This is a genomic window from Pseudomonas sp. B21-059, assembly GCF_026016285.1.
In the GTDB taxonomy this organism is placed as follows: domain Bacteria; phylum Pseudomonadota; class Gammaproteobacteria; order Pseudomonadales; family Pseudomonadaceae; genus Aquipseudomonas; species Aquipseudomonas danubii.
In genome coordinates this window covers 2151219-2172039 of sequence record NZ_CP087201.1, presented here as the reverse complement: position 1 = coordinate 2172039, position 20821 = coordinate 2151219, and the positions used below count along the sequence as shown (strand labels likewise).

Annotated in this window: 16 protein-coding genes; 5 read left to right on the top strand and 11 right to left on the bottom strand. The window is 60.0% G+C overall.

Annotated elements, in window-relative coordinates:
- The first annotated feature begins 154 nt into the window (after nucleotides 1-154).
- The 3 genes from mfd to LOY69_RS09865 are packed head-to-tail and all read left to right on the top strand — an operon-like array spanning nucleotide 155 to nucleotide 6883.
- Nucleotides 155-3604: a transcription-repair coupling factor gene (gene mfd / locus LOY69_RS09875; protein ID WP_102879025.1), complete on the top strand. Its 3450-nt coding sequence runs from the start codon at nucleotides 155-157 to the stop codon at nucleotides 3602-3604.
- Nucleotides 3605-3614: 10 nt separating this feature from the next.
- A complete protein-coding gene (locus tag LOY69_RS09870) occupies nucleotides 3615-4181 on the top strand; it encodes a peptidoglycan binding protein CsiV (protein ID WP_265074437.1) in 567 nt (188 codons plus the stop codon).
- Nucleotides 4182-4192: 11 nt separating this feature from the next.
- A complete protein-coding gene (locus LOY69_RS09865) occupies nucleotides 4193-6883 on the top strand; it encodes a DEAD/DEAH box helicase (RefSeq protein ID WP_265074436.1) in 2691 nt (896 codons plus the stop codon).
- 50 nt (nucleotides 6884-6933) lie between these two features.
- Here the strand turns inward: LOY69_RS09865 and nagZ are convergent, their stop codons facing one another.
- Together nagZ and LOY69_RS09855 are read right to left on the bottom strand one after the other, a co-directional pair.
- The gene (nagZ, locus tag LOY69_RS09860) at nucleotides 6934-7932 is read right to left on the bottom strand and encodes a beta-N-acetylhexosaminidase (protein ID WP_265074881.1); all 999 of its coding nucleotides are present in this window, start codon (nucleotides 7930-7932) and stop codon (nucleotides 6934-6936) included.
- Nucleotides 7933-8131: 199 nt separating this feature from the next.
- Nucleotides 8132-8839, bottom strand: a complete 708-nt coding sequence (locus tag LOY69_RS09855; protein ID WP_016967101.1) for a TetR/AcrR family transcriptional regulator — start codon at nucleotides 8837-8839, stop codon at nucleotides 8132-8134.
- Between the two features lie 251 nt (nucleotides 8840-9090).
- Between LOY69_RS09855 and lexA the strand changes: the two genes are divergently transcribed.
- Both lexA and sulA read left to right on the top strand, forming a co-directional pair.
- Nucleotides 9091-9696: a transcriptional repressor LexA gene (lexA, locus tag LOY69_RS09850; protein ID WP_102863772.1), complete on the top strand. Its 606-nt coding sequence runs from the start codon at nucleotides 9091-9093 to the stop codon at nucleotides 9694-9696.
- Nucleotides 9697-9706: 10 nt separating this feature from the next.
- A complete protein-coding gene (gene sulA, locus LOY69_RS09845) occupies nucleotides 9707-10180 on the top strand; it encodes an SOS-induced cell division inhibitor SulA (protein ID WP_102863773.1) in 474 nt (157 codons plus the stop codon).
- A 106-nt stretch (nucleotides 10181-10286) separates the two neighbouring features.
- Here the strand turns inward: sulA and LOY69_RS09840 are convergent, their stop codons facing one another.
- The 9 genes from LOY69_RS09840 to fadB form a co-directional block, all read right to left on the bottom strand.
- A complete protein-coding gene (locus LOY69_RS09840; RefSeq protein ID WP_102864101.1) occupies nucleotides 10287-10520 on the bottom strand; it encodes a hypothetical protein in 234 nt (77 codons plus the stop codon).
- A 158-nt stretch (nucleotides 10521-10678) separates the two neighbouring features.
- Entirely contained in the window at nucleotides 10679-11236 is a 558-nt protein-coding gene (locus tag LOY69_RS09835) for a LemA family protein (RefSeq protein WP_102879021.1), read from the bottom strand.
- Between the two features lie 3 nt (nucleotides 11237-11239).
- On the bottom strand, nucleotides 11240-12256 hold the full coding sequence (locus LOY69_RS09830) for a hypothetical protein (protein WP_265074435.1): 1017 nt from the start codon (nucleotides 12254-12256) through the stop codon (nucleotides 11240-11242).
- Nucleotides 12256-13299 carry a hypothetical protein gene (locus LOY69_RS09825; RefSeq protein ID WP_110596932.1) on the bottom strand — a complete coding sequence of 348 codons (1044 nt, stop codon included), beginning with the start codon at nucleotides 13297-13299 and terminating at the stop codon, nucleotides 12256-12258. Before LOY69_RS09825 ends, LOY69_RS09830 begins: the two co-directional genes overlap by 1 nt.
- A 50-nt stretch (nucleotides 13300-13349) precedes the next feature.
- Nucleotides 13350-13874, bottom strand: a complete 525-nt coding sequence (locus tag LOY69_RS09820; protein ID WP_221808806.1) for a DUF6586 family protein — start codon at nucleotides 13872-13874, stop codon at nucleotides 13350-13352.
- Between the two features lie 165 nt (nucleotides 13875-14039).
- Nucleotides 14040-16652, bottom strand: coding sequence for a type I DNA topoisomerase (topA, locus tag LOY69_RS09815; protein ID WP_102863778.1), 2613 nt, complete (start codon nucleotides 16650-16652; stop codon nucleotides 14040-14042).
- A gap of 114 nt (nucleotides 16653-16766) precedes the next feature.
- A complete protein-coding gene (locus LOY69_RS09810) occupies nucleotides 16767-17003 on the bottom strand; it encodes a DUF1653 domain-containing protein (protein WP_102864102.1) in 237 nt (78 codons plus the stop codon).
- Between the two features lie 99 nt (nucleotides 17004-17102).
- The gene (fadA, locus tag LOY69_RS09805) at nucleotides 17103-18278 is read right to left on the bottom strand and encodes an acetyl-CoA C-acyltransferase FadA (RefSeq protein WP_265074434.1); all 1176 of its coding nucleotides are present in this window, start codon (nucleotides 18276-18278) and stop codon (nucleotides 17103-17105) included.
- A 29-nt stretch (nucleotides 18279-18307) separates the two neighbouring features.
- Nucleotides 18308-20455 (bottom strand): fatty acid oxidation complex subunit alpha FadB, encoded by a 2148-nt coding sequence (fadB, locus tag LOY69_RS09800; protein WP_102863780.1) that lies wholly within the window; start codon nucleotides 20453-20455, stop codon nucleotides 18308-18310.
- Between the last annotated feature and the right edge of the window lie 366 nt (nucleotides 20456-20821).

Genomic DNA, 20821 nt, shown 5'->3' with positions numbered 1-20821 from the left:
TCGGCACTACATTTCCACCAAAAAAGCACATTTTGTTGTCATAGCCACTACATTTGCCCTGACCGGCGTAATAGACGCATCAGCCACTGACAGTGGCCACCCGGGGCCGTTACAATTACCGACTTTCGTCGCAACGCTTGGAGCTTGACCGTCCGTGCCCGTCCTGCGTCTACCGCTACTCCCTGCCGCCGCCGGTAAACAGCATTGGGGCAACCTGCCCGGTGCCGCCCTGAGCCTGGCCATCGCCGAAGCCGCCAGCGCCGCCAAGCGCTTTACCCTCCTGCTGACCGCCGACAGCCAAAGCGCTGACCGGCTGGAACAGGAGCTGGGCTTCTTCGCCCCGGATCTGCCGGTGCTGCATTTCCCCGACTGGGAAACCCTGCCCTACGACCTGTTCTCGCCGCACCAGGACATCATTTCCCAGCGCATCGCCAGCCTCTACCGGCTGCCGGAGCTGGAGCACGGCGTACTGGTAGTGCCGATCACCACCGCCCTGCACCGCCTGGCGCCGACCCAGTTCCTGCTGGGCAGCAGCCTGGTACTGGACGTTGGCCAGAAGCTCGATGTGGAACAGATGCGCACGCGCCTGGAGGCCAGCGGCTATCGCTACGTCGATACAGTCTATGAGCACGGCGAATTCACCGTGCGCGGCGCCTTGATCGACCTGTTCCCCATGGGCAGCAAGTTGCCTTACCGCATCGACCTGTTCGACGACGAAATCGAGACCCTGCGCACCTTCGACCCGGAGAACCAGCGCTCCATCGACAAGGTCGACTCGGTGCGCCTGCTGCCGGCCAAGGAATTCCCTCTGCAGAAAGAAGCGGTGACCCGCTTCAAGGCGCGCTTTCGCGAACGCTTCGACGTGGACTTCCGCCGCTGCCCGATCTTCCAGGACCTGAGCAGCGGGATTACCCCGGCCGGTATCGAGTACTACCTGCCGCTGTTCTTCGAAGAGACTTCGACCCTGTTCGACTACCTGCCCCAGGACACCCAAGTGTTCTCCCTGCCGGGCATCGAACAGGCCGCGGAAAACTTCTGGAACGATGTACGCAACCGCTATGAAGAGCGCCGCGTCGATCCATCGCGCCCGCTCCTGCCTCCGGCGGAACTGTTCCTGCCGGTGGAAGACTGCTTCGCCCGCCTGAAAAACTGGCCACGGGTGGTGGCCAGCCAGCAGGACATCGAAACCGGCGTCGGCCGCGAGCGTTTCCCGGCCCACGAATTGCCCAACCTGGCCATCGAGGCCAAGGCCAACCAGCCGCTGGCGGCGCTCTCGGGCTTCCTCGACGAGTTCCCCGGCCGGGTGTTGTTCACCGCCGAATCCGCCGGCCGCCGGGAAGTGCTGCTGGAGCTGCTGGAACGCCTCAAGCTGCGGCCGAAGACCGTCGACAGCTGGCCGGATTTCGTCGCCAGCAAGGAGCGCCTGGCAATCACCATTGCCCCTCTGGACGAGGGACTGGTATTGGACGACCCGGCCCTGGCCCTGGTGGCGGAAAGCCCGCTGTTTGGTCAGCGGGTGATGCAGCGTCGGCGCCGGGAAAAACGCGCCGACGCCAATAACGATGCAGTGATCAAGAACCTCACCGAGCTGCGCGAAGGCGCGCCGGTGGTGCACATCGACCACGGTGTCGGCCGCTACCTGGGTCTGGCGACCCTGGAGATCGACAACCAGGCCGCCGAGTTCCTGACCCTGGAATACGCAGAGGGCGCCAAGCTCTATGTGCCAGTGGCCAACCTGCACCTGATCGCCCGCTACACCGGCAGCGACGACGCCCTGGCGCCGTTGCACCGCCTGGGCTCGGAAGCCTGGCAGAAAGCCAAGCGCAAGGCCGCCGAGCAAGTGCGCGATGTGGCCGCCGAGCTGCTGGACATCTATGCCCGGCGCGCCGCCCGGGAAGGCTATGCCTTCGCCGATCCGAAGGCCGACTACGCCACCTTCAGCGCCGGCTTCCCCTTCGAGGAAACCCCGGACCAGCAGAGCACCATCGAAGCGGTGCGCGAGGACATGCTCTCGGGCAAACCGATGGACCGCCTGGTCTGTGGCGACGTCGGCTTCGGCAAGACCGAAGTGGCCATGCGCGCCGCTTTCATTGCGGTCCACGGCGGCAAGCAAGTGGCCATCCTGGTGCCCACCACCCTGCTCGCCCAACAGCACTACAACAGCTTCCGCGACCGCTTCGCCGACTGGCCAGTGACCGTGGAGGTGATGAGCCGCTTCAAGTCGGCCAAGGAAGTGAACGCCGCGGTGGCGGACCTGGCCGAAGGCAAGATCGACATCGTCATCGGCACCCACAAGCTGCTGCAGGACGATGTGAAGATCAAGAACTTGGGGCTGGTGATCATCGACGAAGAACACCGCTTCGGAGTGCGCCAGAAGGAACAGCTCAAAGCCCTGCGCAGTGAAGTCGACATCCTCACCCTGACCGCCACGCCGATCCCGCGAACCCTGAACATGGCCGTCTCGGGCATGCGCGACTTGTCGATCATCGCCACGCCGCCGGCGCGACGCCTGTCGGTGCGCACCTTTGTCATGGAGCAGAACAAGAGCACGGTCAAAGAGGCCCTGCTGCGTGAACTGCTGCGTGGCGGCCAGGTGTACTACCTGCACAACGACGTGAAAACCATCGAGAAATGCGCCGCCGACCTGGCCGAACTGGTGCCCGAAGCACGGATCGGCATCGGCCATGGGCAGATGCGCGAACGCGAACTCGAACAGGTGATGAGCGACTTCTACCACAAGCGCTTCAACGTGCTGATCGCCTCGACCATCATCGAGACCGGGATCGACGTGCCGAGCGCCAACACCATCATCATCGAGCGCGCCGACAAGTTCGGCCTGGCCCAGTTGCACCAGTTGCGCGGTCGGGTCGGGCGCAGCCACCACCAGGCCTATGCCTACCTGCTGACACCCCCGCGTCAGCAGATCACCCCGGACGCTGAAAAGCGCCTGGAAGCCATCGCCAATACCCAGGACCTGGGGGCCGGTTTCGTGCTGGCCACCAACGACCTGGAAATTCGCGGCGCCGGCGAGCTGCTGGGCGACGGCCAGAGCGGGCAGATCCAGGCTGTGGGCTTCACTCTTTATATGGAGATGCTCGAGCGCGCGGTGAAGGCAATCCGCAAGGGCGAACAGCCGAACCTCGACCAGCCCCTGGGCGGCGGCCCGGAAATCAACCTGCGCCTGCCGGCGTTGATTCCCGAGGACTACCTGCCGGATGTGCACGCCCGCCTGATCCTCTACAAGCGCATCGCCTCGGCAACCGACGAGGACGGCTTGAAGGACCTGCAAGTGGAGATGATCGACCGCTTCGGCCTGCTGCCCGAGCCGACCAAGAACCTGATCCGCCTGACACTGCTGAAACTCCAGGCCGAAACCCTGGGAATCAAGAAGGTCGACGGCGGCCCGCAAGGCGGGCGCATCGAGTTTGCCGCGGATACGCCGGTGGACCCATTGGCACTGATCAAACTGATTCAGAGCCAGCCCAAACGCTACAAATTCGAAGGCGCAACCCTGTTCAAGTTCATGGTGCCTATGGAGCGCCCGGAAGAGCGCTTTAATACATTGGAGGCACTGTTTGAACGCCTCACCCCGAAAACTGCTTGAAGGACGCCCCATGCGCCTGTTCCGCTCCCTGACCCTGCTCCTGACCCTGGTCGCGCCCATGGCGTTTGCCGACGATCTGTACCAGGTGGAAATGATCCTTGTCCGGCAGAACGCCGAGCCGCAGATCATAAGCCGCGCCGCTCCGGAAGACTGGGCCGCCGGCGCTCAACGCCTGAGCCCGGACAGCCAGCGCACGCCCGCCCTGGGCGGGATCGTCGAGAAGCTCAATGCCAGTGGCAACTACAGCGTGCTGCTGCACAAGGCCTGGCAGCAGACCCTGGGGGAAACCCCGGTCAAGGTGGCCCTCAGCGACGGGCCGGAACTGTTCGGCCAGTTCCCCATCGAAGGCACCCTGAACCTCAAGCTCGGGCGCTTCACCGATGTGGACGCAGACTTCTGGATCAACCAGATCGACAGCAATGGCCTGGTCACCCGCAGCGAACGCCTGAAGCAGCAAAGCCACACCAAAAACGGTCAGCTCAACTACCTGGACAACGGCCACCTGGCGCTGCTGATCAAGATCACCTCGCTCACCGCACCGGCGCCGCGCCCTGCTCCAACTGAAATACCGGACTGATCGAAGTCCCTATGACCCCGCCCCTGACCAAACCCCTGGCCCCGTCCTGGGTCAATCGCTTCAAGGAACAAACCTTGGAGCGTGGCCGGCGTTACGCCCTGGAAAGACGTGTACGCATCGTGACTGCCGCAGACAGCGCTATCACTGCCAGTTGCGAAGGCTCCGGAGGCAATGTCTATCGGCAGCACATCAGCCTGCGAGAATCGAGCAAGGGCAACCTGCTGCTGATCGACGCCCATTGCACCTGCCCGGTCCGCAGCAACTGCAAACACATCGCCGCCGTGCTGTTGCAAGTGGAAGAAACCCTGGCCTATCCCGCCGCAGCCAAGGATGCCGAGCTGCTGGAAAAGCTCTCCGCGGTACTCGACAGCCGCCGCCCCGCCGCGCTGCCACAGCACTTGCTGGAGGATGTGCAACCCGTGCCGCGCCTGTGGCTGGCAAGCATCGAATTCAGCGCTTTCGAACCACGCAACGGCAAGATGCAGCGCTATATCCAGCACCGCGCCGCACTGTCATTCAACTACATGGGCGAACACGTCAGCGGCCAGAAGAATGCCGATGTGATCATCCGCCAGGAACATCAGACCCTGCGTATAAAGCGCCACCCCGAGCGTGAGCAAGGCTGGCGCGAGCAACTGCGAAACCTGGGTTTCAAGATCGCCACCCGGCAGAGCAAGGCATTACCGGAAAGCGCCGGCGAGCTGTTCGAGATGGTCAACGACAGCGCCTGGCTGACCTTCACCCTCAATGAGCTGCCCAAGCTGCGCAACCAGGGCTGGGAGCTGCAGATCGACGAAGGCTTCGGCTTCGACCTGACAGCCGTGGACGACTGGTACGCCAGCGTCGACGAAGCGCCAGGGCGCGACTGGTTCGACCTGGAACTGGGGATCATCGTCAATGGCGAGCGCCTGAGCCTGCTGCCGATCCTACTTAACCTGATGCGCTCCCACACCGAACTCCTCAACCCGGAACGCCTGGTCAGGCGCCGTGACGATGAGTTGATCCTGGTGAACATTCCCAACCGACCCAATTCCTTGCACGGCCCGCTGCAAGTGGCACTGCCCTACGGCCGCCTGAAACCGGTGCTGGCAACCCTGGGGGAGTTCTATCTGCAGGAGCCCGGGGAAACCGCCCTGCGCCTGAGCAGTGCCGATGCCACACGCCTGAACCCACTGCAGGACCTGCCACTGCTCTGGGAAGGTGGCGAGCATATCCGCACCTTTGCCCAGCGCCTGCGCGACATCAAGGACTACTCGGCGCCGGTGCCAGAAGGGTTGAATGCCACCCTGCGCCCCTATCAGCAGGAAGGCTTGAGCTGGATGCAGTCTCTGCGCCAGCTGGAAGTGGGCGGCATCCTCGCCGATGACATGGGCCTGGGCAAAACCCTGCAGACCCTGGCGCACATCCTCAGCGAGAAAAACGCCGGCCGCCTGGACCGCCCTTGCATGGTGGTCATGCCCACCAGCCTGATTCCCAACTGGCTGGACGAAGCGGCGCACTTCACCCCGCAACTCAAGGTTCTGGCGCTGTATGGCGCGGGACGCAAGAAACACTTTGCGCAACTGGCCGACTACGACCTGCTGCTGACCACCTATGCACTGCTGCCCAAGGATGTTGAACTGCTGGCCGCGCAGCCCTTGCACGTACTGATCCTCGACGAGGCGCAGTACATCAAGAACCCGTCGAGCAAGGCCGCCCAAGCCGCACGCGAACTCAACGCCCGGCAGCGCCTGTGCCTGTCTGGCACGCCCCTGGAAAACCATCTTGGAGAACTCTGGTCGCTGTTCCACTTCCTGTTGCCGGGCTGGCTTGGCGATGCCAGGAGCTTCAACCGCGACTACCGGGTGCCGATCGAAAAGCACGCCAGCGAAGTGCGCCTGCAGCACCTCAACGGCCGGATCAAACCCTTCCTGCTACGCCGCACCAAGGAGCAAGTGGCCACTGAGCTGCCACCCAAGACCGAGATCATCCATTGGGTCGAACTCAACGAGGCGCAACGGGACGTCTACGAAACCATGCGCCTGGCCATGGACAAGAAAGTCCGCGACGAGATCACTCGCAAAGGCGTGGCGCGCAGCCAGATCATCATCCTCGAAGCCCTGCTCAAGCTGCGCCAGGTGTGCTGCGACCTGCGTCTGGTCAACGACTCGCCCCCGGCGCGGGGCAGCTCGTCGGGCAAACTCGACAGCCTGATGGAGATGCTTGAGGAGTTGTTCGAAGAAGGCCGGCGCATTCTGCTGTTTTCGCAGTTCACCTCGATGCTGAGCCTGATCGAAGCCGAGCTCAAACGACGCAAAATCGCCTACGCCCTGCTCACCGGCCAGACCCGGGACCGGCGCACGCCGGTGCGGGATTTCCAGAGCGGCAAGCTGCAGATTTTTTTGATCAGCCTCAAAGCTGGCGGCGTGGGCCTGAATCTGACCGAGGCCGACACCGTGATCCACTACGATCCGTGGTGGAACCCGGCGACCGAGAGCCAGGCTACCGATCGCGCCTACCGCATCGGCCAGGAAAAGCCGGTGTTCGTCTACAAGCTGATTGCCCGGGGCACCGTGGAGGAGAAGATCCAGCTCCTGCAACAAGAGAAGTCGGACCTGGCGGCAGGCGTACTGGACGGGCGCAAGGCCGGCGACTGGAAGCTGCAGAGTGAAGACATCGAAGCCCTGTTCGCACCGTTGCCAGACAACAAAGCCGGCCGCTGACCCTATATGGGCACCCGGGAATTGCTCCTGGCGCCCATTCTCAGGCCTCCTCAGTCAATCAGCTGGGCGGCCCTCAACGCCTCCAGGGCCTTGAGCCAGCGAGAGTCCTGCTTGTACTCGACATTGGCAAACGCCTGACCACGCATCCGTGCAATGCGCGGCGACGGCTGAACTTTAAGGCGCTGCGCCGCGCTCAATGCCAGCTCGGCCGCAGCACGGTCATTGCATACCAGGCCCATGTCACAACCGGCACCAAGAGCGGCTTCGATCCGGCTCGCGGCATCCCCCACCACGTGAGCGCCGGCCATGGACAAGTCATCACTGAAGATCACCCCGTCAAATTGCAGTTCGCCACGCAGGATGTCCTGCAACCAGCGCCGAGAGAAACCGGCCGGCTGGGGGTCGACTTGCGGGTAGATCACATGAGCCGGCATCACTGCCGCCAGTTGCTTGCTCAGGCGCGCAAATGGCAGCAGGTCCTTGGCACGAATCTCATCCAGGCAGCGCTCGTCGTTGGGAATCGCGACATGGGAATCGGCCTCGGCCCAGCCATGCCCGGGGAAATGCTTGCCCGTGGCCGCCATCCCGGCGCTGTTCATGCCGCGGATAAAGGCCCCGGCCAACAGCGCCGCGCGTTCCGGATTCCCCTCGAAAGCCCGGCTACCCACCACCGCACTGCGCTGGTGATCAAGATCCAGGACCGGAGCAAAACTCAGATCCAGGCCCACAGCCAGCACTTCGGTGGCCATCATCCAGCCACACTGTTCAGCCAGGTATTCGGCATTCGGGTTATCCGCGAGGGCGCGCATGGCCGGCAGACGAACAAAGCCCTGGCGTAGCCGCTGTACCCGGCCACCTTCCTGATCCACCGCCAATAGCAGATCAGGACGGATGGCGCGGATCGCGGCACTGAGCTCACGCACCTGGCGCGGATGCTCGATATTGCGAGCAAAGATGATCAATCCACCCACTTGCGGCTGGCGCAGGAGTTGGCGATCTTCAGCCGTCAGCCAAGTACCGGCGACGTCCACCATCAAGGAGCCTTGCAGGCCAACGGTCATAAAATTTCCTTAATCACAAATACGCGCGCCATCAGCGATGGCTTCCTGGCGACGCAGACAAGGCCGTATCCACGAGGGACACAGCCGAGCCGATCGACATCGACGAGAGGAAAGCACAGGGGTAAGAACGGGAATCGGCATGGGCGGCTAGCTTAGCGGATGTAAGCTGTCGCGCCCACCCGTGAGGTCAAGCCTTGGCGACTGCCGGGGCCGACTTGCTACGCGGCTTGAGCTGAGCGCTAGCCATGGCTTCGTCCGTGACCCCGGTTTCGGCACGCATGCCGGCGGCGAGGAACGGCACCATCAGCCGCATCACCTGCTCGATGGAGGTATTGACCCCGAAATCGGTCTCGGCAATGGCACGCAGCGCCTTGATCCCGGACATGCTGAAGGCCGCAGCACCCAGCATGAAGTGCACACGCCAGAACAACTCGATGGGAGGAATACGCGGCGCCGCTTCGTTAACCAGCAACATATAACGGCGGAATACCTTGCCGTACATGTCTTCCAGATAACGCCGCAAATGGCCCTGGCTCTGACTAAAGGCCAGTCCCAGCAGACGCATGAAGATCGACAGGTCGTTACCGCTACGAGGCTGCACCACCAGCGCCTGTTCGACGAGGATTTCCAACAGTTCCTCAAGACTCGGCTTGCTGTCCGGTTTTGACTGCCGCCGCTCCAGCTCGCGATCAAGACTGATGCAGAAAGGTCCAAGGAAGCGCGAGAACACTGCCTGGATCAACGCCTTCTTGGAACCGAAATGATAGTTGACTGCCGCCAGGTTGACCCCGGCCTTGCTGGTGATCAGCCGCAACGAGGTTTCGGCAAAACCTTTTTCCGCGAACAACTGCTCGGCAGCATCGAGAATGCGTTCAACGGTTTCCGACTGGGCCATGGCTACTCCGCCTGACAAACACTTGTTTGAAACATACGTTTCAGGCTCTGCAATGTCAAGCCTGCCGGCCTCTGCAGAGGCCGGCAGGCGCGCTATTTAATCATACCTACCGACCTCTGTAGCCAGCCTTCGGCAACGGATTCCAGCATCAGGATGATGACCGCCCGGTAGCCCCCAGAAAAAGGAGGATTGCCAAGTCACACTCACTGTATATAATCCCAGTCACTGTATAAAAAGACAGAGCGATCGACATGCTAAAACTGACGCCACGCCAAGCTGAGATTCTGGCTTTTATCAAACGCTGCCTCGAAGACAACGGGTATCCCCCCACCCGTGCCGAAATTGCCCAGGAGCTGGGCTTCAAGTCACCCAATGCCGCCGAAGAACACCTCAAGGCTCTGGCCCGCAAAGGCGCTATCGAGATGACTCCGGGAGCCTCTCGCGGCATTCGCATCCCCGGTTTTGAAGCCAAAACCGACGACTCGCTACCCATCATTGGTCGTGTCGCCGCCGGCGCCCCCATTCTCGCCCAACAGCACATCGAAGAGTCCTGCAACATTAACCCGACCTTCTTTAATCCTCGCGCCGACTACTTGCTTCGGGTCCAAGGCATGAGCATGAAGGACATCGGCATCTTCGACGGCGACCTGCTCGCGGTGCATACCACCCGCGAAGCTCGTAATGGCCAGATTGTAGTCGCGCGCATCGGCGATGAAGTCACGGTCAAGCGCTTCAAGCGCGAAGGCAGCAAGGTCTGGCTGATCGCCGAGAATCCGGAATTTGCCCCTATCGAAGTCAACCTGAAAGATCAGGAACTGGTGATCGAAGGCTTGAGTGTCGGCGTCATTCGCCGCTAAAGGAGGCTCCATGCAGTTCCCCCAGACACCACAGCAAGCACAACTACCACTGTTCGAAGCGTTCCTGGCCCAGCCACTGGCGCCCGTACTCAAGGAAGCGGTCGAATCGCCCTGGAACAACGATCCAGAAGCCTTCAGTGAACTGTCGCTGCGCGGCGCCACCGGGAACTGCCTGAACCTTCTGGCCCCCATCCTCAGGGAGCTGAGTCAGGATCAGGACGCCCGCTGGCTGACCCTGATCGCCCCTCCATCCAGCCTGACCCAAAGCTGGTTGCGGGAGGCTGGACTGAATCGCGAGCGCATCCTGCTGCTGCATCCACGGGGTAATCAAAGCCCGCAGCAGCTCGCTTGTGAAGCCTTAAGACTGGGCCGCAGCCATACCGTGGTCAGTTGGCTGAACCCGCTAAGCGGCAGTGCTCGACAACAATTGATCAGTGCCGCACGCACGGGTGATGCGCAAAGCCTGAATATTCGCCTGGGATAAATACCGGGAAGTCACAGTAAATGCGCTTGAATGACGCGAGGCTTCTCCAGGATTGAGAAGCCGAAACAAATATGACGAATAACCGGAAAAAAACCGATAAACGGGTTTAGTGGAGAACCCGCGGACCGTCTTCCTTGTCGATTTCACCTTCAACCAAGCGTCCGGCCATCTGCACGCCGACGCTCAACATGGCCTTGGCAACTTCCACATGCTGACCTTGCAAAAAGACTTTGGCATCCTCGGAAAAATCCAAAGTAACCAGAGAACCCTCGTCCTCAGCTCTGCGCAGCTCAATACGACCGTCTGGCAATTCGACAATTTCTAGAAAGGACGTTGGCATAAAAGTCTGGTCTCCACGAAAGGCGGGGATTATATCAGTCATAACCCCCACCTCGCTCAGGATCTTGCATGGCAGCAGCTACTGCTCGACGCGCCACCTTCCCTTCTCCACCCGATGTCCCCTAAGCCGAACCCGCCACAGAGGCGCAGCAGAGCCCCTCAGAAATTCGGCTTGTATTCAAAACCCGCCGACGCCTGGCTGTCGGAAAACGGCGTGACCAGTGACTTTTTCAGGGTCAACCGATTAACCAGCGAGCCGGGAAACAACTGAATGCTGTTATTGAAATGCTCCACATTCAGATTGAACAGGGTAATGGCGCCGCTGACATTGCCCTCCTGCTCGGCTACCTCACGCATCAGGTTGTTCATCAGCTCCGCAGACTTGAGCTCGGGATAGGCTTCAAACGCCAGGTTCAACCCTCCCAGCAACGCCTTGGTCCCGCGATCCACCGACTTCAACGCCTCGCCATCCGCCACAGATGGCAAGCTGGTGATGGCGCTACGGAGTCCGACTATTTTCTCCAGCAACTGGCTTTCGTAATCCTGAAAACCGGCCACTTGCGGCTCAAGCACATCCAGCACCTTGATCTTCTGCCTCTGGTAGGTGAGCACATCCGACCAGGCCCGTTGCACGCGGTTATAAGCGCTGACGATCTTGTTGTAGTGCACGTAGGCAAGGACACCCAAGACAATCGCAATCACTAACAACAATTCCATACCCTACTGCTCCATATCATCGGTGACTGTCAGCGGAAGCTCGAAATTGTTGTCCTGCAACTCCGCCAACTCATGCACGAGAGCCAGAACCGGAAAAAGGTTCGGCAATTTAAGCCCCTGCTTGATCTTTGCGTAGAAGCCCGGAAGGTCCTCAAGGGTTCCCGGGTCCTGATAGGCCATGACTTCGGCATCATCGAAGCTCAGACACAAGCGCCCCTGACTGGAAAACTCCAGATTCACATTCTTCAGCCGCCGACAAAGACCCAGCAAGAAAACCAGGGTGGTGGGCGTTGCGAACCTTGCGCAAGCCAGCTCACTCTCGCCACAAAACATGAAAGTCCTGTTGAAGTCATCGAAGGTAGTCTCGAAGACCTTGCGCTTGGTAATTTTTTTATCCGGGAGATTGCTGCGCACTGCCACGCCCCTCACCCAGGGGAACTCCACCACCAGGCTGAAGCGATCGAAGCTCTCATACACCCGCTCGGACTCGCCATCGGTTTTTTTCTTGATATGAGAGTTCACATAACGCAGGTGGTGAAAGACAAAAGACAGCTCGTGCCGAGCTCCCTGATAGACCCCCTTGGCCGAAGCCTCGATACGACGACTGTCATTGCCACGGTCATAGTCATCAAACTCACCGCTCAATTGCCTGAAACGCTCATCAGCTGATCCACCCGGGTCCCACAGACCATTACTGAGGAACGAACATTTACGGGCTATCTTCTTCGGTAGCTCGTCAAAGGCCGCCTTACGGCTCATCCAGATGTACAGACTGGCAAAACCCAGGCACGCCGCGACAAACACCATCGGGATCACACCAGCCATGGCAGGCACGGCCGCAGCAATAGCCAGCATCAACAGCACCAGGGGCTGGGCATGATCGAATTTCAACCCACCTTTGAAGGTGCGGAGCTTGTCGATAACCTTCAGCAAATCCTCGTTTGACCTGGCGCGTGCGACTTCCGCGTCGCAGCTGGCCAACAAGCGGACCAGCTCGGCATCATGCTTGAGAAACTGCATCATTCTTCCTTGCTCAATTCGCCGGATTCAGAAGTCTGTGGAACGACAGCAGTAACAACATGACCGTCGTGCTGCTGGGCCAACCGCTCTATCTGCGCCAACAACGGATACAACTTCGGCAACTCGATGCCAGCCTCGATCCGCTCACGAAAGACCGCCAGATCACTCAGCAACCCCGGATCGGCATAAGCCATGATGTCTTCATTGTTGAAGCTCAGGCAGAGCCGTCCCTGGCTGGAGAACTCCAGATTGACCCCATGGAGCTGGCGCGAAAGCTCCATCAACAGATCCAGCGTCGCAGGCGTGGCGAAGCGCTCGCAACAGGCGGGGTCAATGCCGCGCAGCACAAAGGTCTGATTGAAATCGTCGCGGTCGGTCTTGAAGGGCTGTCCAGACAGCGGTATTTCCAAGGGGCTGGATCGAACCGCAATCTCTCTCACCCAAGGGAAATCCACCACCAGACTGTAGCGGTGGTAGTTCGTGTAAACCGTCCTGAAGCCTCCGCTGGCCTCACGCTCGCGACTGGAGATCACATATCGTAGATGGTGATACTCGAATGCCAGCGAATGCCGCTCTCCTCGATACCCCCCCTGGAGCGAGTCCAGGATACGGCGCTGCTCAATCTCGCTGCCCCGCTGGTAATCAGTGAACTCGTTGTCCAGTCTCTTCAGACGCCAGTCGGCACTGCTGTCGAATTCGCTCAAGTCGTTGCCCAACATCATGCACTTGCGGGTAATGCTCGCCGCCAGATCCGTCAACGCCCCAGAGACGCCCTTGCTGACCCGGTAGCTGAAGAAACAAAGAGCCACAAACACCCAGAACATCCCGCCCATGCCATCCATCAACAACCCAGCCGCGAGCGCGGCAAACGCCAGCACCAGGAGCGTTATTGACTGCATATGATCGAATTCCAGGCCACCGGGGAATATCTCCAGCCGGTCGAGCACCTCCAGCAGATCCGCCTTGGACTGAGCGTTGATGACTCGCATCTGGCAATCGCTCAGCAGGCGAACTAGCGCTTGGTCACGCAAGAAGAACAACATAAATCTTCCTTGATCAATTAAACGCATCGCGTATCAAGCGACGCTCAGGCTCAACACTCGTTCAAGCCATCTCGAAAACGAATGGCCAGGGCCTTGAGATTCTGCCGCCAACTTTCCAGCTCTTCCCGGCTCAGTTCCTGCTCCGACTCTTCCTCATCCAGATTGACCGCCACGATCAGCGGCTGGGTCACATCACCCTTGGGCTTGTGCGGCGCTCGCGGTGGTTGAAACAGTTCGCTGTAAGCGCACAGCAGTTGCGCCAACCAGGTCTGCGGGCTCTGCGCCAATTCCACCAGCTCCGCCAGCTCGGGAATCGCAATGCTATCCAGCACTTCACGGCTAAGGATCTGCTCGACCCGCGCAGCATTGGCCTGCGGCAGCCGGTAGAACCCTGCAATTTCGTGGCATAGCCCCAGCAAGGCACCGTACAGGTGGAACAGCACCGATTCGCGCCCGGCCTGAACCTGTGCCTGGGCATTCATCGCCCGCCCCTCTTCGGCCCGGGCCAGGGACTCGAGGGCCAGGCCGGCAAAGTAGATTTTCTGATTGGTACGGGTATAGAGCTCGTGGGCCATGTAGGCAGCCTCCACTACAAGAAGAGAACCGGATGCGGACGGCACAGTTTCAAGGATCACTCCCGCGCACCGCAAGGCAAAAGAAAGGCCGCATGACTCCCAACGGAATCATGCGGCCCTGTACAACGCTACATCGAGGAGCAAGCCCCTCGACACAAACAGTGCTTAGCGCTTGTCTTCGACCTTCCAGGTACCACCGTCGTAGAACGCACGCCAGCCGGTCGGCTTGCCATCAACCTCGGTCTGCACGTACTGCTCCTTGGTCTTGCGGCTATAGCGCACCACCGCCGGACGACCGTCCGGGTCCTTTTTCGGCGCTTCGCAAAGGAAGTGGTACTTCGGATCAATTTCGTCCTTGTGCGGGATCAGCTCCAGCACCAGCGGAGCGCGGGTTTCACGGTTTTTCGGGAACTGACTGGCGGCCAGGAACAGACCCGAAGCACCATCGCGCAGGATGTAAGTGTCGTTGACCTTCTCGCATTTGAGCTCAGGCATCTTCACCGGGTCCATCTTCGGCGGCGCCGCGTCGCCGCTTTTCAGCAGCTTGCGAGTGTTCTTGCAGGTCGGATTGGTGCAACCGAAGAACTTGCCGAAACGACCTGTCTTGAGCTGCATCTCGCTCCCGCACTTGTCGCATTCCAGGCTCGGGCCTTCATAACCCTTGATCCGGTAGCTGCCCTCTTCGATCTCGTAACCGGCGCAATCCGGATTGTTACCGCAGATGTGCAGCTTGCGCTTTTCATCCAGCAGGTAAGCGTCCATCGCCGTGCTGCAGATCGGGCAACGGTGCTTGCCGCGCAGTACCAGGGATTCAGACTCGCCCTCGTCGTCCGCAGCGATCTCATCGCCCGGCACCAGGTTGACGGTGGCCTTGCATCGCTCCTTCGGAGGCAGGCTATAGCCCGAGCAACCCAGGAACACGCCGGTGGAAGCGGTACGAATCTGCATCGGCCGACCGCAGGTCTGGCACGGAATATCGGTCATCACCGGCTGGTTGGCGCGCATGCCGGTGTCAGCGCCCTCGGCCACTTCGAGTTTCTTCTTGAAGTCGCCGTAGAACTCGTCAAGGACGTTCTTCCAGTCGCGCTCGCCCTGGGCCACGTCATCGAGGTTCTCTTCCATGCCGGCGGTGAAGCCGTAGTCCATGAGGTTGGAGAAGCTTTCGGAGAGACGCTCAGTGACGATGTCACCCATCTTTTCCGAATAGAACCGACGGTTGTGCAGGGTTACGTAGCCGCGATCCTGAATGGTCGAAATGATCGCCGCATAGGTCGAAGGACGACCGATGCCGCGTTTTTCCATTTCCTTCACCAGGCTGGCTTCGGAATAGCGCGCCGGCGGCTTGGTGAAGTGCTGGCTTGGGTCGAGCTTGATCAACTTCAGCACTTCGCCCTGCGCCATGTCCGGCAGCACATCGTCATCACCTGGCTTGCTGATCTGCGGCATGACCCGGGTGTAGCCGTCGAACTTGAGGATACGGCCCTTGGCGCGCAGCTCGAAGTCGCCAGCGGCCACGCTGACGGTAGTGGACAGGTATTGCGCCGGCAGCATCTGGCAAGCAACGAACTGGCGCCAGATCAGCTCGTAGAGCCGCTCAGCGTCACGTTCCATGCCCGACAGTTTGCTTGGATGGGTGTTCACGTCGGACGGACGAATCGCTTCGTGCGCCTCTTGGGCCCCTTCCTTGCTGCTGTAGACGTTGGGCGAGGCCGGCAGGTACTTGTTGCCGAACTCGTCTTCGATATAGGTCCGCGCCATCGCCACGGCATCAGCCGAGAGGTTGGTGGAGTCGGTACGCATATAGGTGATGTAGCCAGCTTCATACAGACGCTGGGCCATCATCATGGTCTTCTTCACCCCGAAGCCCAGGCGGTTGCTCGCAGCCTGCTGCAGGGTGGAGGTAATAAATGGCGCCGACGGCTTGCTGCTGGTGGGTTTGTCTTCGCGCTTGGCGACGCTGTAGGCCGAAGCCTTGAGCTTCTCCAGGGCAGCCATGGCCTGTGTTTCATTGAGCGGCTTGAAGGCCTCGCCGTTTTCACGGGCCACTTCAAAACGCACATTCGAACCCTTGGCGGTGCCCAGATCAGCGTGTACTTCCCAGTATTCTTCAGGGATGAAGGCACGAATCTCGCGCTCGCGCTCCACCACCAGCTTCACGGCAACCGACTGCACGCGGCCGGCGGACAGGCCACGGGCAATCTTCGCCCACAGCAGCGGCGAGACCATGTAGCCCACCACGCGATCAAGAAAGCGACGGGCCTGCTGAGCGTTGACCCGATGAATATCCAGCTCGCCGGGCTGGGAGAAGGCTTCCTGGATCGCCTTCTTGGTGATTTCGTTGAACACCACGCGCTTGTAGCGGCTGTCGTCACCGCCGATGGCTTCCCGCAGGTGCCAGGCGATGGCTTCCCCTTCGCGGTCCAAGTCCGTTGCGAGATAGATGGTGTCGGCATCCTTGGCAAGGCGGCGCAGCTCTTCAATGACCTTTTCCTTGCCGGGAAGGATTTCGTACTTGGCCTTCCAGCCGTGCTCGGGGTCGACGCCCATGCGTGAAACCAGCTGCTTGCGCGCTTTTTCCTTCGGCGACAAGGCCGGGGCTTCGCCCGCAGCGGCCTTGCCACGCTTGGCGGCTGGCTCTTTGGCGGCACTCGCCGAACCGCTGGTGGGCAGGTCTCGGATATGGCCGATACTCGACTTCACCACGTATTGGTTGCCCAAGTACTTGTTGATGGTCTTGGCCTTAGCCGGGGATTCCACAATGACCAGCGATTTGCCCATGGATCAGAAAATTCCTGAATTCGAGAAGTGAAAGGCGGTTGGCGCCTGACGCGGCCCCGCTATATATAGTGGCAACAAGGTGAGGTCAAGCGCAGGGTACTGCGCGACCTGCACTTACGTCGGTGAAAAAAGACTGGGTTCGGCCTGCACCAAAGCAAAGCGTGGGACCTGCTCGCCGTCAACTTCGACCGACTCCAGGAACATGCTCAAAGGTCGCACCCAAAAACCGTAATCCCCATACAGGGCTTGGTAAAACACTACTTCTTCTTCCGTTTCCGAGTGCCGCGCCACGCTGAAAACGCGGTACTGCGGCCCCTTGTAATGCTGATAGAGCCCGGGTTGTAACTGCATGCTCTGGCCCTCGTGCAATTTTTTTCAAAATAAAAACAAATAAATCTTCAGAAAAACAAAAACCGGGGCACAGGGCCCCGGCTTCCATCAACCCAACGCTTAAACGCGTTCGAAGACGGTCGAGATGCCCTGGCCAAGGCCGATGCACATGGTGGACACACCAAAGGTGCCGCCATTTTGCTTCATGACGTTGAGCAGGGTCCCGGAGATACGCGCACCGGAGCAACCGAACGGGTGACCCAAGGCGATCGCGCCGCCGTGCAGGTTAACCTTCTCATTCATCTTGTCGAGCACTTTCAGATCTTTCAGCACTGGCAAGGCCTGTGCAGCGAAAGCTTCGTTGAGCTCGAAGAAGTCGATGTCGTTGATGCCCAGGCCTGCGCGCTTCAAGGCTTTCTGCGTGGCCGGTACTGGACCATAGCCCATGATCGCCGGGTCCACACCCGCCACCGCCATGGAACGGATCACTGCCAGCGGCTGGATGCCCAGATCCTGGGCACGCTGGGCCGACATCACGATCATGCACGAAGCGCCGTCGGTGATCTGCGACGAAGTACCGGCAGTCACGGTGCCACCCTTGGGGTTGAACGCCGGCTTCAAGGCCGCCAGGCTTTCCAGGGTGGTTTCGGGACGAATGGTTTCGTCGTAGTCGAACAGTTTCAGGAAACCGCTCTCGTCATAGCCCTGCATCGGGATGATTTCGTTCTTGAACTTGCCTTCCACGGTCGCCTTGTGGGCGAGTTGGTGGGAACGCACGCCAAAGGCGTCCTGCTGCTCACGGGTGATGCCGTGCATCTTGCCCAGCATCTCGGCGGTCAGGCCCATCATGCCCGAGGCTTTCGCCGCGTACAGGGACATGTGCGGGTTCGGATCGACACCGTGCATCATGCTCACGTGCCCCATGTGCTCGACGCCGCCCACCACAAACACGTCACCGTTACCGGTCATGATCGCTTGCGCAGCGGTATGCAGTGCACTCATGGAGGAGCCGCACAGGCGGCTGACGGTCTGGCCGGCCGAGGTGTGGGGGATCTGGGTCATCAGCGACGCCATGCGCGCGATGTTCCAGCCCTGTTCCAGGGTCTGGTTGACGCAGCCCCAGATCACGTCCTCGACTTCCGCCGGGTCGACCTTGGTGTTGCGTTCCAGCAGTTTGCTGATCAGGTGCGCCGACATGTCTTCGGCGCGGGTGTTGCGGTGCATGCCGCCCTTGGAGCGGCCCATCGGAGTACGACCGAAGTCGACAATCACGACGTCTCTAGGATTCAAGCTCATATGTTCACTCTCGCTCTAGTGTGGGGCGCTTAACCGAAGAAGCTCTGGCCGTTCTTGGCCATTTCACGCAGCTTCGCGGTCGGGTGGTACAGCGCGCCCAGATCGGCGTACTGGTCGGCCAGGGCAACGAACTGGGCAACACCGATGGAATCGATGTAGCGCAGCGCACCACCACGGAATGGAGGGAAACCAATACCGTAGACCAGGCCCATGTCAGCTTCGGCAGCAGTTTCGACGATGCCGTCTTCCAGGCAACGAACGGTTTCCAGGCACAGCGGGATCATCATCCAGTTAATGATGTCTTCGTCAGTGACTTCACGCTGCTCGTAGACGATTGGCTTGAGCACTTCCAGCACCGACGGATCGGCGACCTTCTTCTGCTTGCCCTTCTTGTCGGTTTCGTAGGCGTAGAAACCCTTGCCGTTCTTCTGGCCCAGGCGCTTGGCTTCGTAGAGTACGTCCACGGCCGAACGACGATCGTCCTTCATGCGATCCGGGAAGCCTTCAGCCATCACGTCACGACCGTGGTGACCGGTGTCGATGCCGACCACGTCCATCAGGTACGCCGGGCCCATTGGCCAGCCGAATTTTTCCATGATCTTGTCGATGCGCACGAAGTCCACACCAGCGCTAACCAGCTTGGCGAAACCGCCGAAGTACGGGAACAGAACGCGGTTGACCAAAAAGCCCGGGCAGTCGTTGACCACGATCGGGTTCTTGCCCATTTTCTTGGCGTAGGCAACGGTGGTGGCAACGGCCAGCTCGCTGGACTTCTCGCCACGGATCACTTCCACCAGAGGCATCATGTGCACCGGGTTGAAGAAGTGCATGCCGACGAAGTTTTCCGGACGCTTGAGGGCCTTGGCCAACAGGCTGATGGAGATGGTCGAAGTGTTGGACGCCAGAATGGTGTCCTCTTTGACCTGACCTTCGACTTCAGCCAATACCGCTTGCTTGACCTTAGGGTTCTCGACCACCGCCTCGACCACCAGGTCGACGTGACCGAAGTCCCCGTAAGACAGGGTTGGACGAATGCCGTTGAGCACTTCAGCCATTTTCGCGGCAGTCATGCGGCCTTTATCAACGCGACCGACCAGCAGTTTCGCAGCTTCCGCCAAACCCTGCTCGATACCGTGTTCGTTGATGTCCTTCATCAGGATCGGCGTGCCTTTAGAGGCCGACTGGTAGGCAATGCCACCGCCCATGATGCCGGCGCCGAGTACTGCGGCCTGCTTCACGTCCTTGGCGATCTCATCGTAGGCCTTGGCTTTTTTCTTCAGTTCCTGATCATTCAGGAACAGACCGATCAGGCTTTGTGCGGCAGAGGTCTTGGCCAGTTTGACGAAGCCGGCGGCTTCCACTTCCAGAGCCTTGTCGCGGCCGAAGTTAGCGGCCTTCTGGATGGTCTTGATCGCTTCAACAGGCGCCGGATAGTTCGGGCCTGCCTGACCGGCGACGAAACCTTTGGCGGTTTCGAAAGCCATCATCTGCTCGATGGCGTTGAGCTTGAGTTTTTCCAGCTTCGGCTGACGCTTGGCCTTGTAGTCGAACTCGCCGGAAATAGCGCGCTTAACCAGGGCCAGAGCGGCGTCCTTGAGTTTATCGGGAGCAACCACAGCATCGACGGCACCGACTTTCAGCGCGTCTTCAGCACGGTTTTCCTTGCCGGCGGCAATCCACTCGATGGCGTTGTCGGCACCGATGATGCGCGGCAGACGCACGGTACCGCCGAAGCCCGGGTAGATGCCCAGCTTGACTTCCGGCAGGCCGATCTTGGCGCTGGCCGCCATGACGCGGTAGTCCGCCGCCAGGCACATTTCCAGGCCGCCGCCCAGGGCGATGCCATTGATCGCGGCAACGGTCGGCACGTTGAGGTCTTCGAAATCGCTGAAGATCTTGTTGGCTTCGAGGTTACCTGCCACCAGCTCGGCATCCGGCAGCTTGAAGTTATCGACAAACTCGGTGATGTCGGCGCCGACGATGAATACGTCCTTGCCACTGCTGACGATCACGCCCTTGATCGAAGCATCTGCCTTGATGGTGTCAACAGCCTGACGCAATTCATTCAGGGTTAGACGGTTGAACTTGTTGACGGACTCACCCTTGAGGTCGAAATTCAATTCGACGATGCCACTTTCAAGAGCCTTAACCGTGATGGCTTTACCTTCGTAAATCATCAACTGATCTCCACGATATGGAAGCTGAACAGTACACGTCGGACGCTGACTTCTGGCTTGGCACTAACGTCACCGTCGATGCTAACGCCAATCCGCCAGGCACACCCGCCAACGCGATAGTCGGGATTCTGTATAGAGCCGCCTGAGATACAAACGCTCATTTCATACGCCCGTTTGATTTGGGTACGCCACATTCAGGGAAAATCCGGCAATTGTCAATCGTACAAAACGCTGTTTGAAACGCGACTTTGCGGTCACTTCACTGCTCCCCAGATGATCAACACACCCCTGCATTCATCGCCATTCATAGGATCAATATTTAGAAAAATCGCCCTAAATCGTCAGCCCACAGGGAACGATAGCGAC

What these genes read in the sequence shown, in the direction of transcription:
- LOY69_RS09830 (WP_265074435.1), bottom strand. Translation starts at nt 12,256, where the DNA reads ATGCAGTTTCTCAAGCATGATGCCGAGCTGGTCCGCTTGTTGGCCAGC.
- LOY69_RS09840 (WP_102864101.1), bottom strand. Translation starts at nt 10,520, where the DNA reads ATGCCAACGTCCTTTCTAGAAATTGTCGAATTGCCAGACGGTCGTATT.
- fadB (WP_102863780.1), bottom strand. Translation starts at nt 20,455, where the DNA reads ATGATTTACGAAGGTAAAGCCATCACGGTTAAGGCTCTTGAAAGTGGC.
- topA (WP_102863778.1), bottom strand. Translation starts at nt 16,652, where the DNA reads ATGGGCAAATCGCTGGTCATTGTGGAATCCCCGGCTAAGGCCAAGACC.
- LOY69_RS09855 (WP_016967101.1), bottom strand. Translation starts at nt 8,839, where the DNA reads ATGGCCCAGTCGGAAACCGTTGAACGCATTCTCGATGCTGCCGAGCAG.
- sulA (WP_102863773.1), top strand. Translation starts at nt 9,707, where the DNA reads ATGCAGTTCCCCCAGACACCACAGCAAGCACAACTACCACTGTTCGAA.
- fadA (WP_265074434.1), bottom strand. Translation starts at nt 18,278, where the DNA reads ATGAGCTTGAATCCTAGAGACGTCGTGATTGTCGACTTCGGTCGTACT.
- LOY69_RS09870 (WP_265074437.1), top strand. Translation starts at nt 3,615, where the DNA reads ATGCGCCTGTTCCGCTCCCTGACCCTGCTCCTGACCCTGGTCGCGCCC.
- LOY69_RS09865 (WP_265074436.1), top strand. Translation starts at nt 4,193, where the DNA reads ATGACCCCGCCCCTGACCAAACCCCTGGCCCCGTCCTGGGTCAATCGC.
- LOY69_RS09820 (WP_221808806.1), bottom strand. Translation starts at nt 13,874, where the DNA reads ATGGCCCACGAGCTCTATACCCGTACCAATCAGAAAATCTACTTTGCC.
- LOY69_RS09835 (WP_102879021.1), bottom strand. Translation starts at nt 11,236, where the DNA reads ATGGAATTGTTGTTAGTGATTGCGATTGTCTTGGGTGTCCTTGCCTAC.
- LOY69_RS09810 (WP_102864102.1), bottom strand. Translation starts at nt 17,003, where the DNA reads ATGCAGTTACAACCCGGGCTCTATCAGCATTACAAGGGGCCGCAGTAC.
- LOY69_RS09825 (WP_110596932.1), bottom strand. Translation starts at nt 13,299, where the DNA reads ATGTTGTTCTTCTTGCGTGACCAAGCGCTAGTTCGCCTGCTGAGCGAT.
- lexA (WP_102863772.1), top strand. Translation starts at nt 9,091, where the DNA reads ATGCTAAAACTGACGCCACGCCAAGCTGAGATTCTGGCTTTTATCAAA.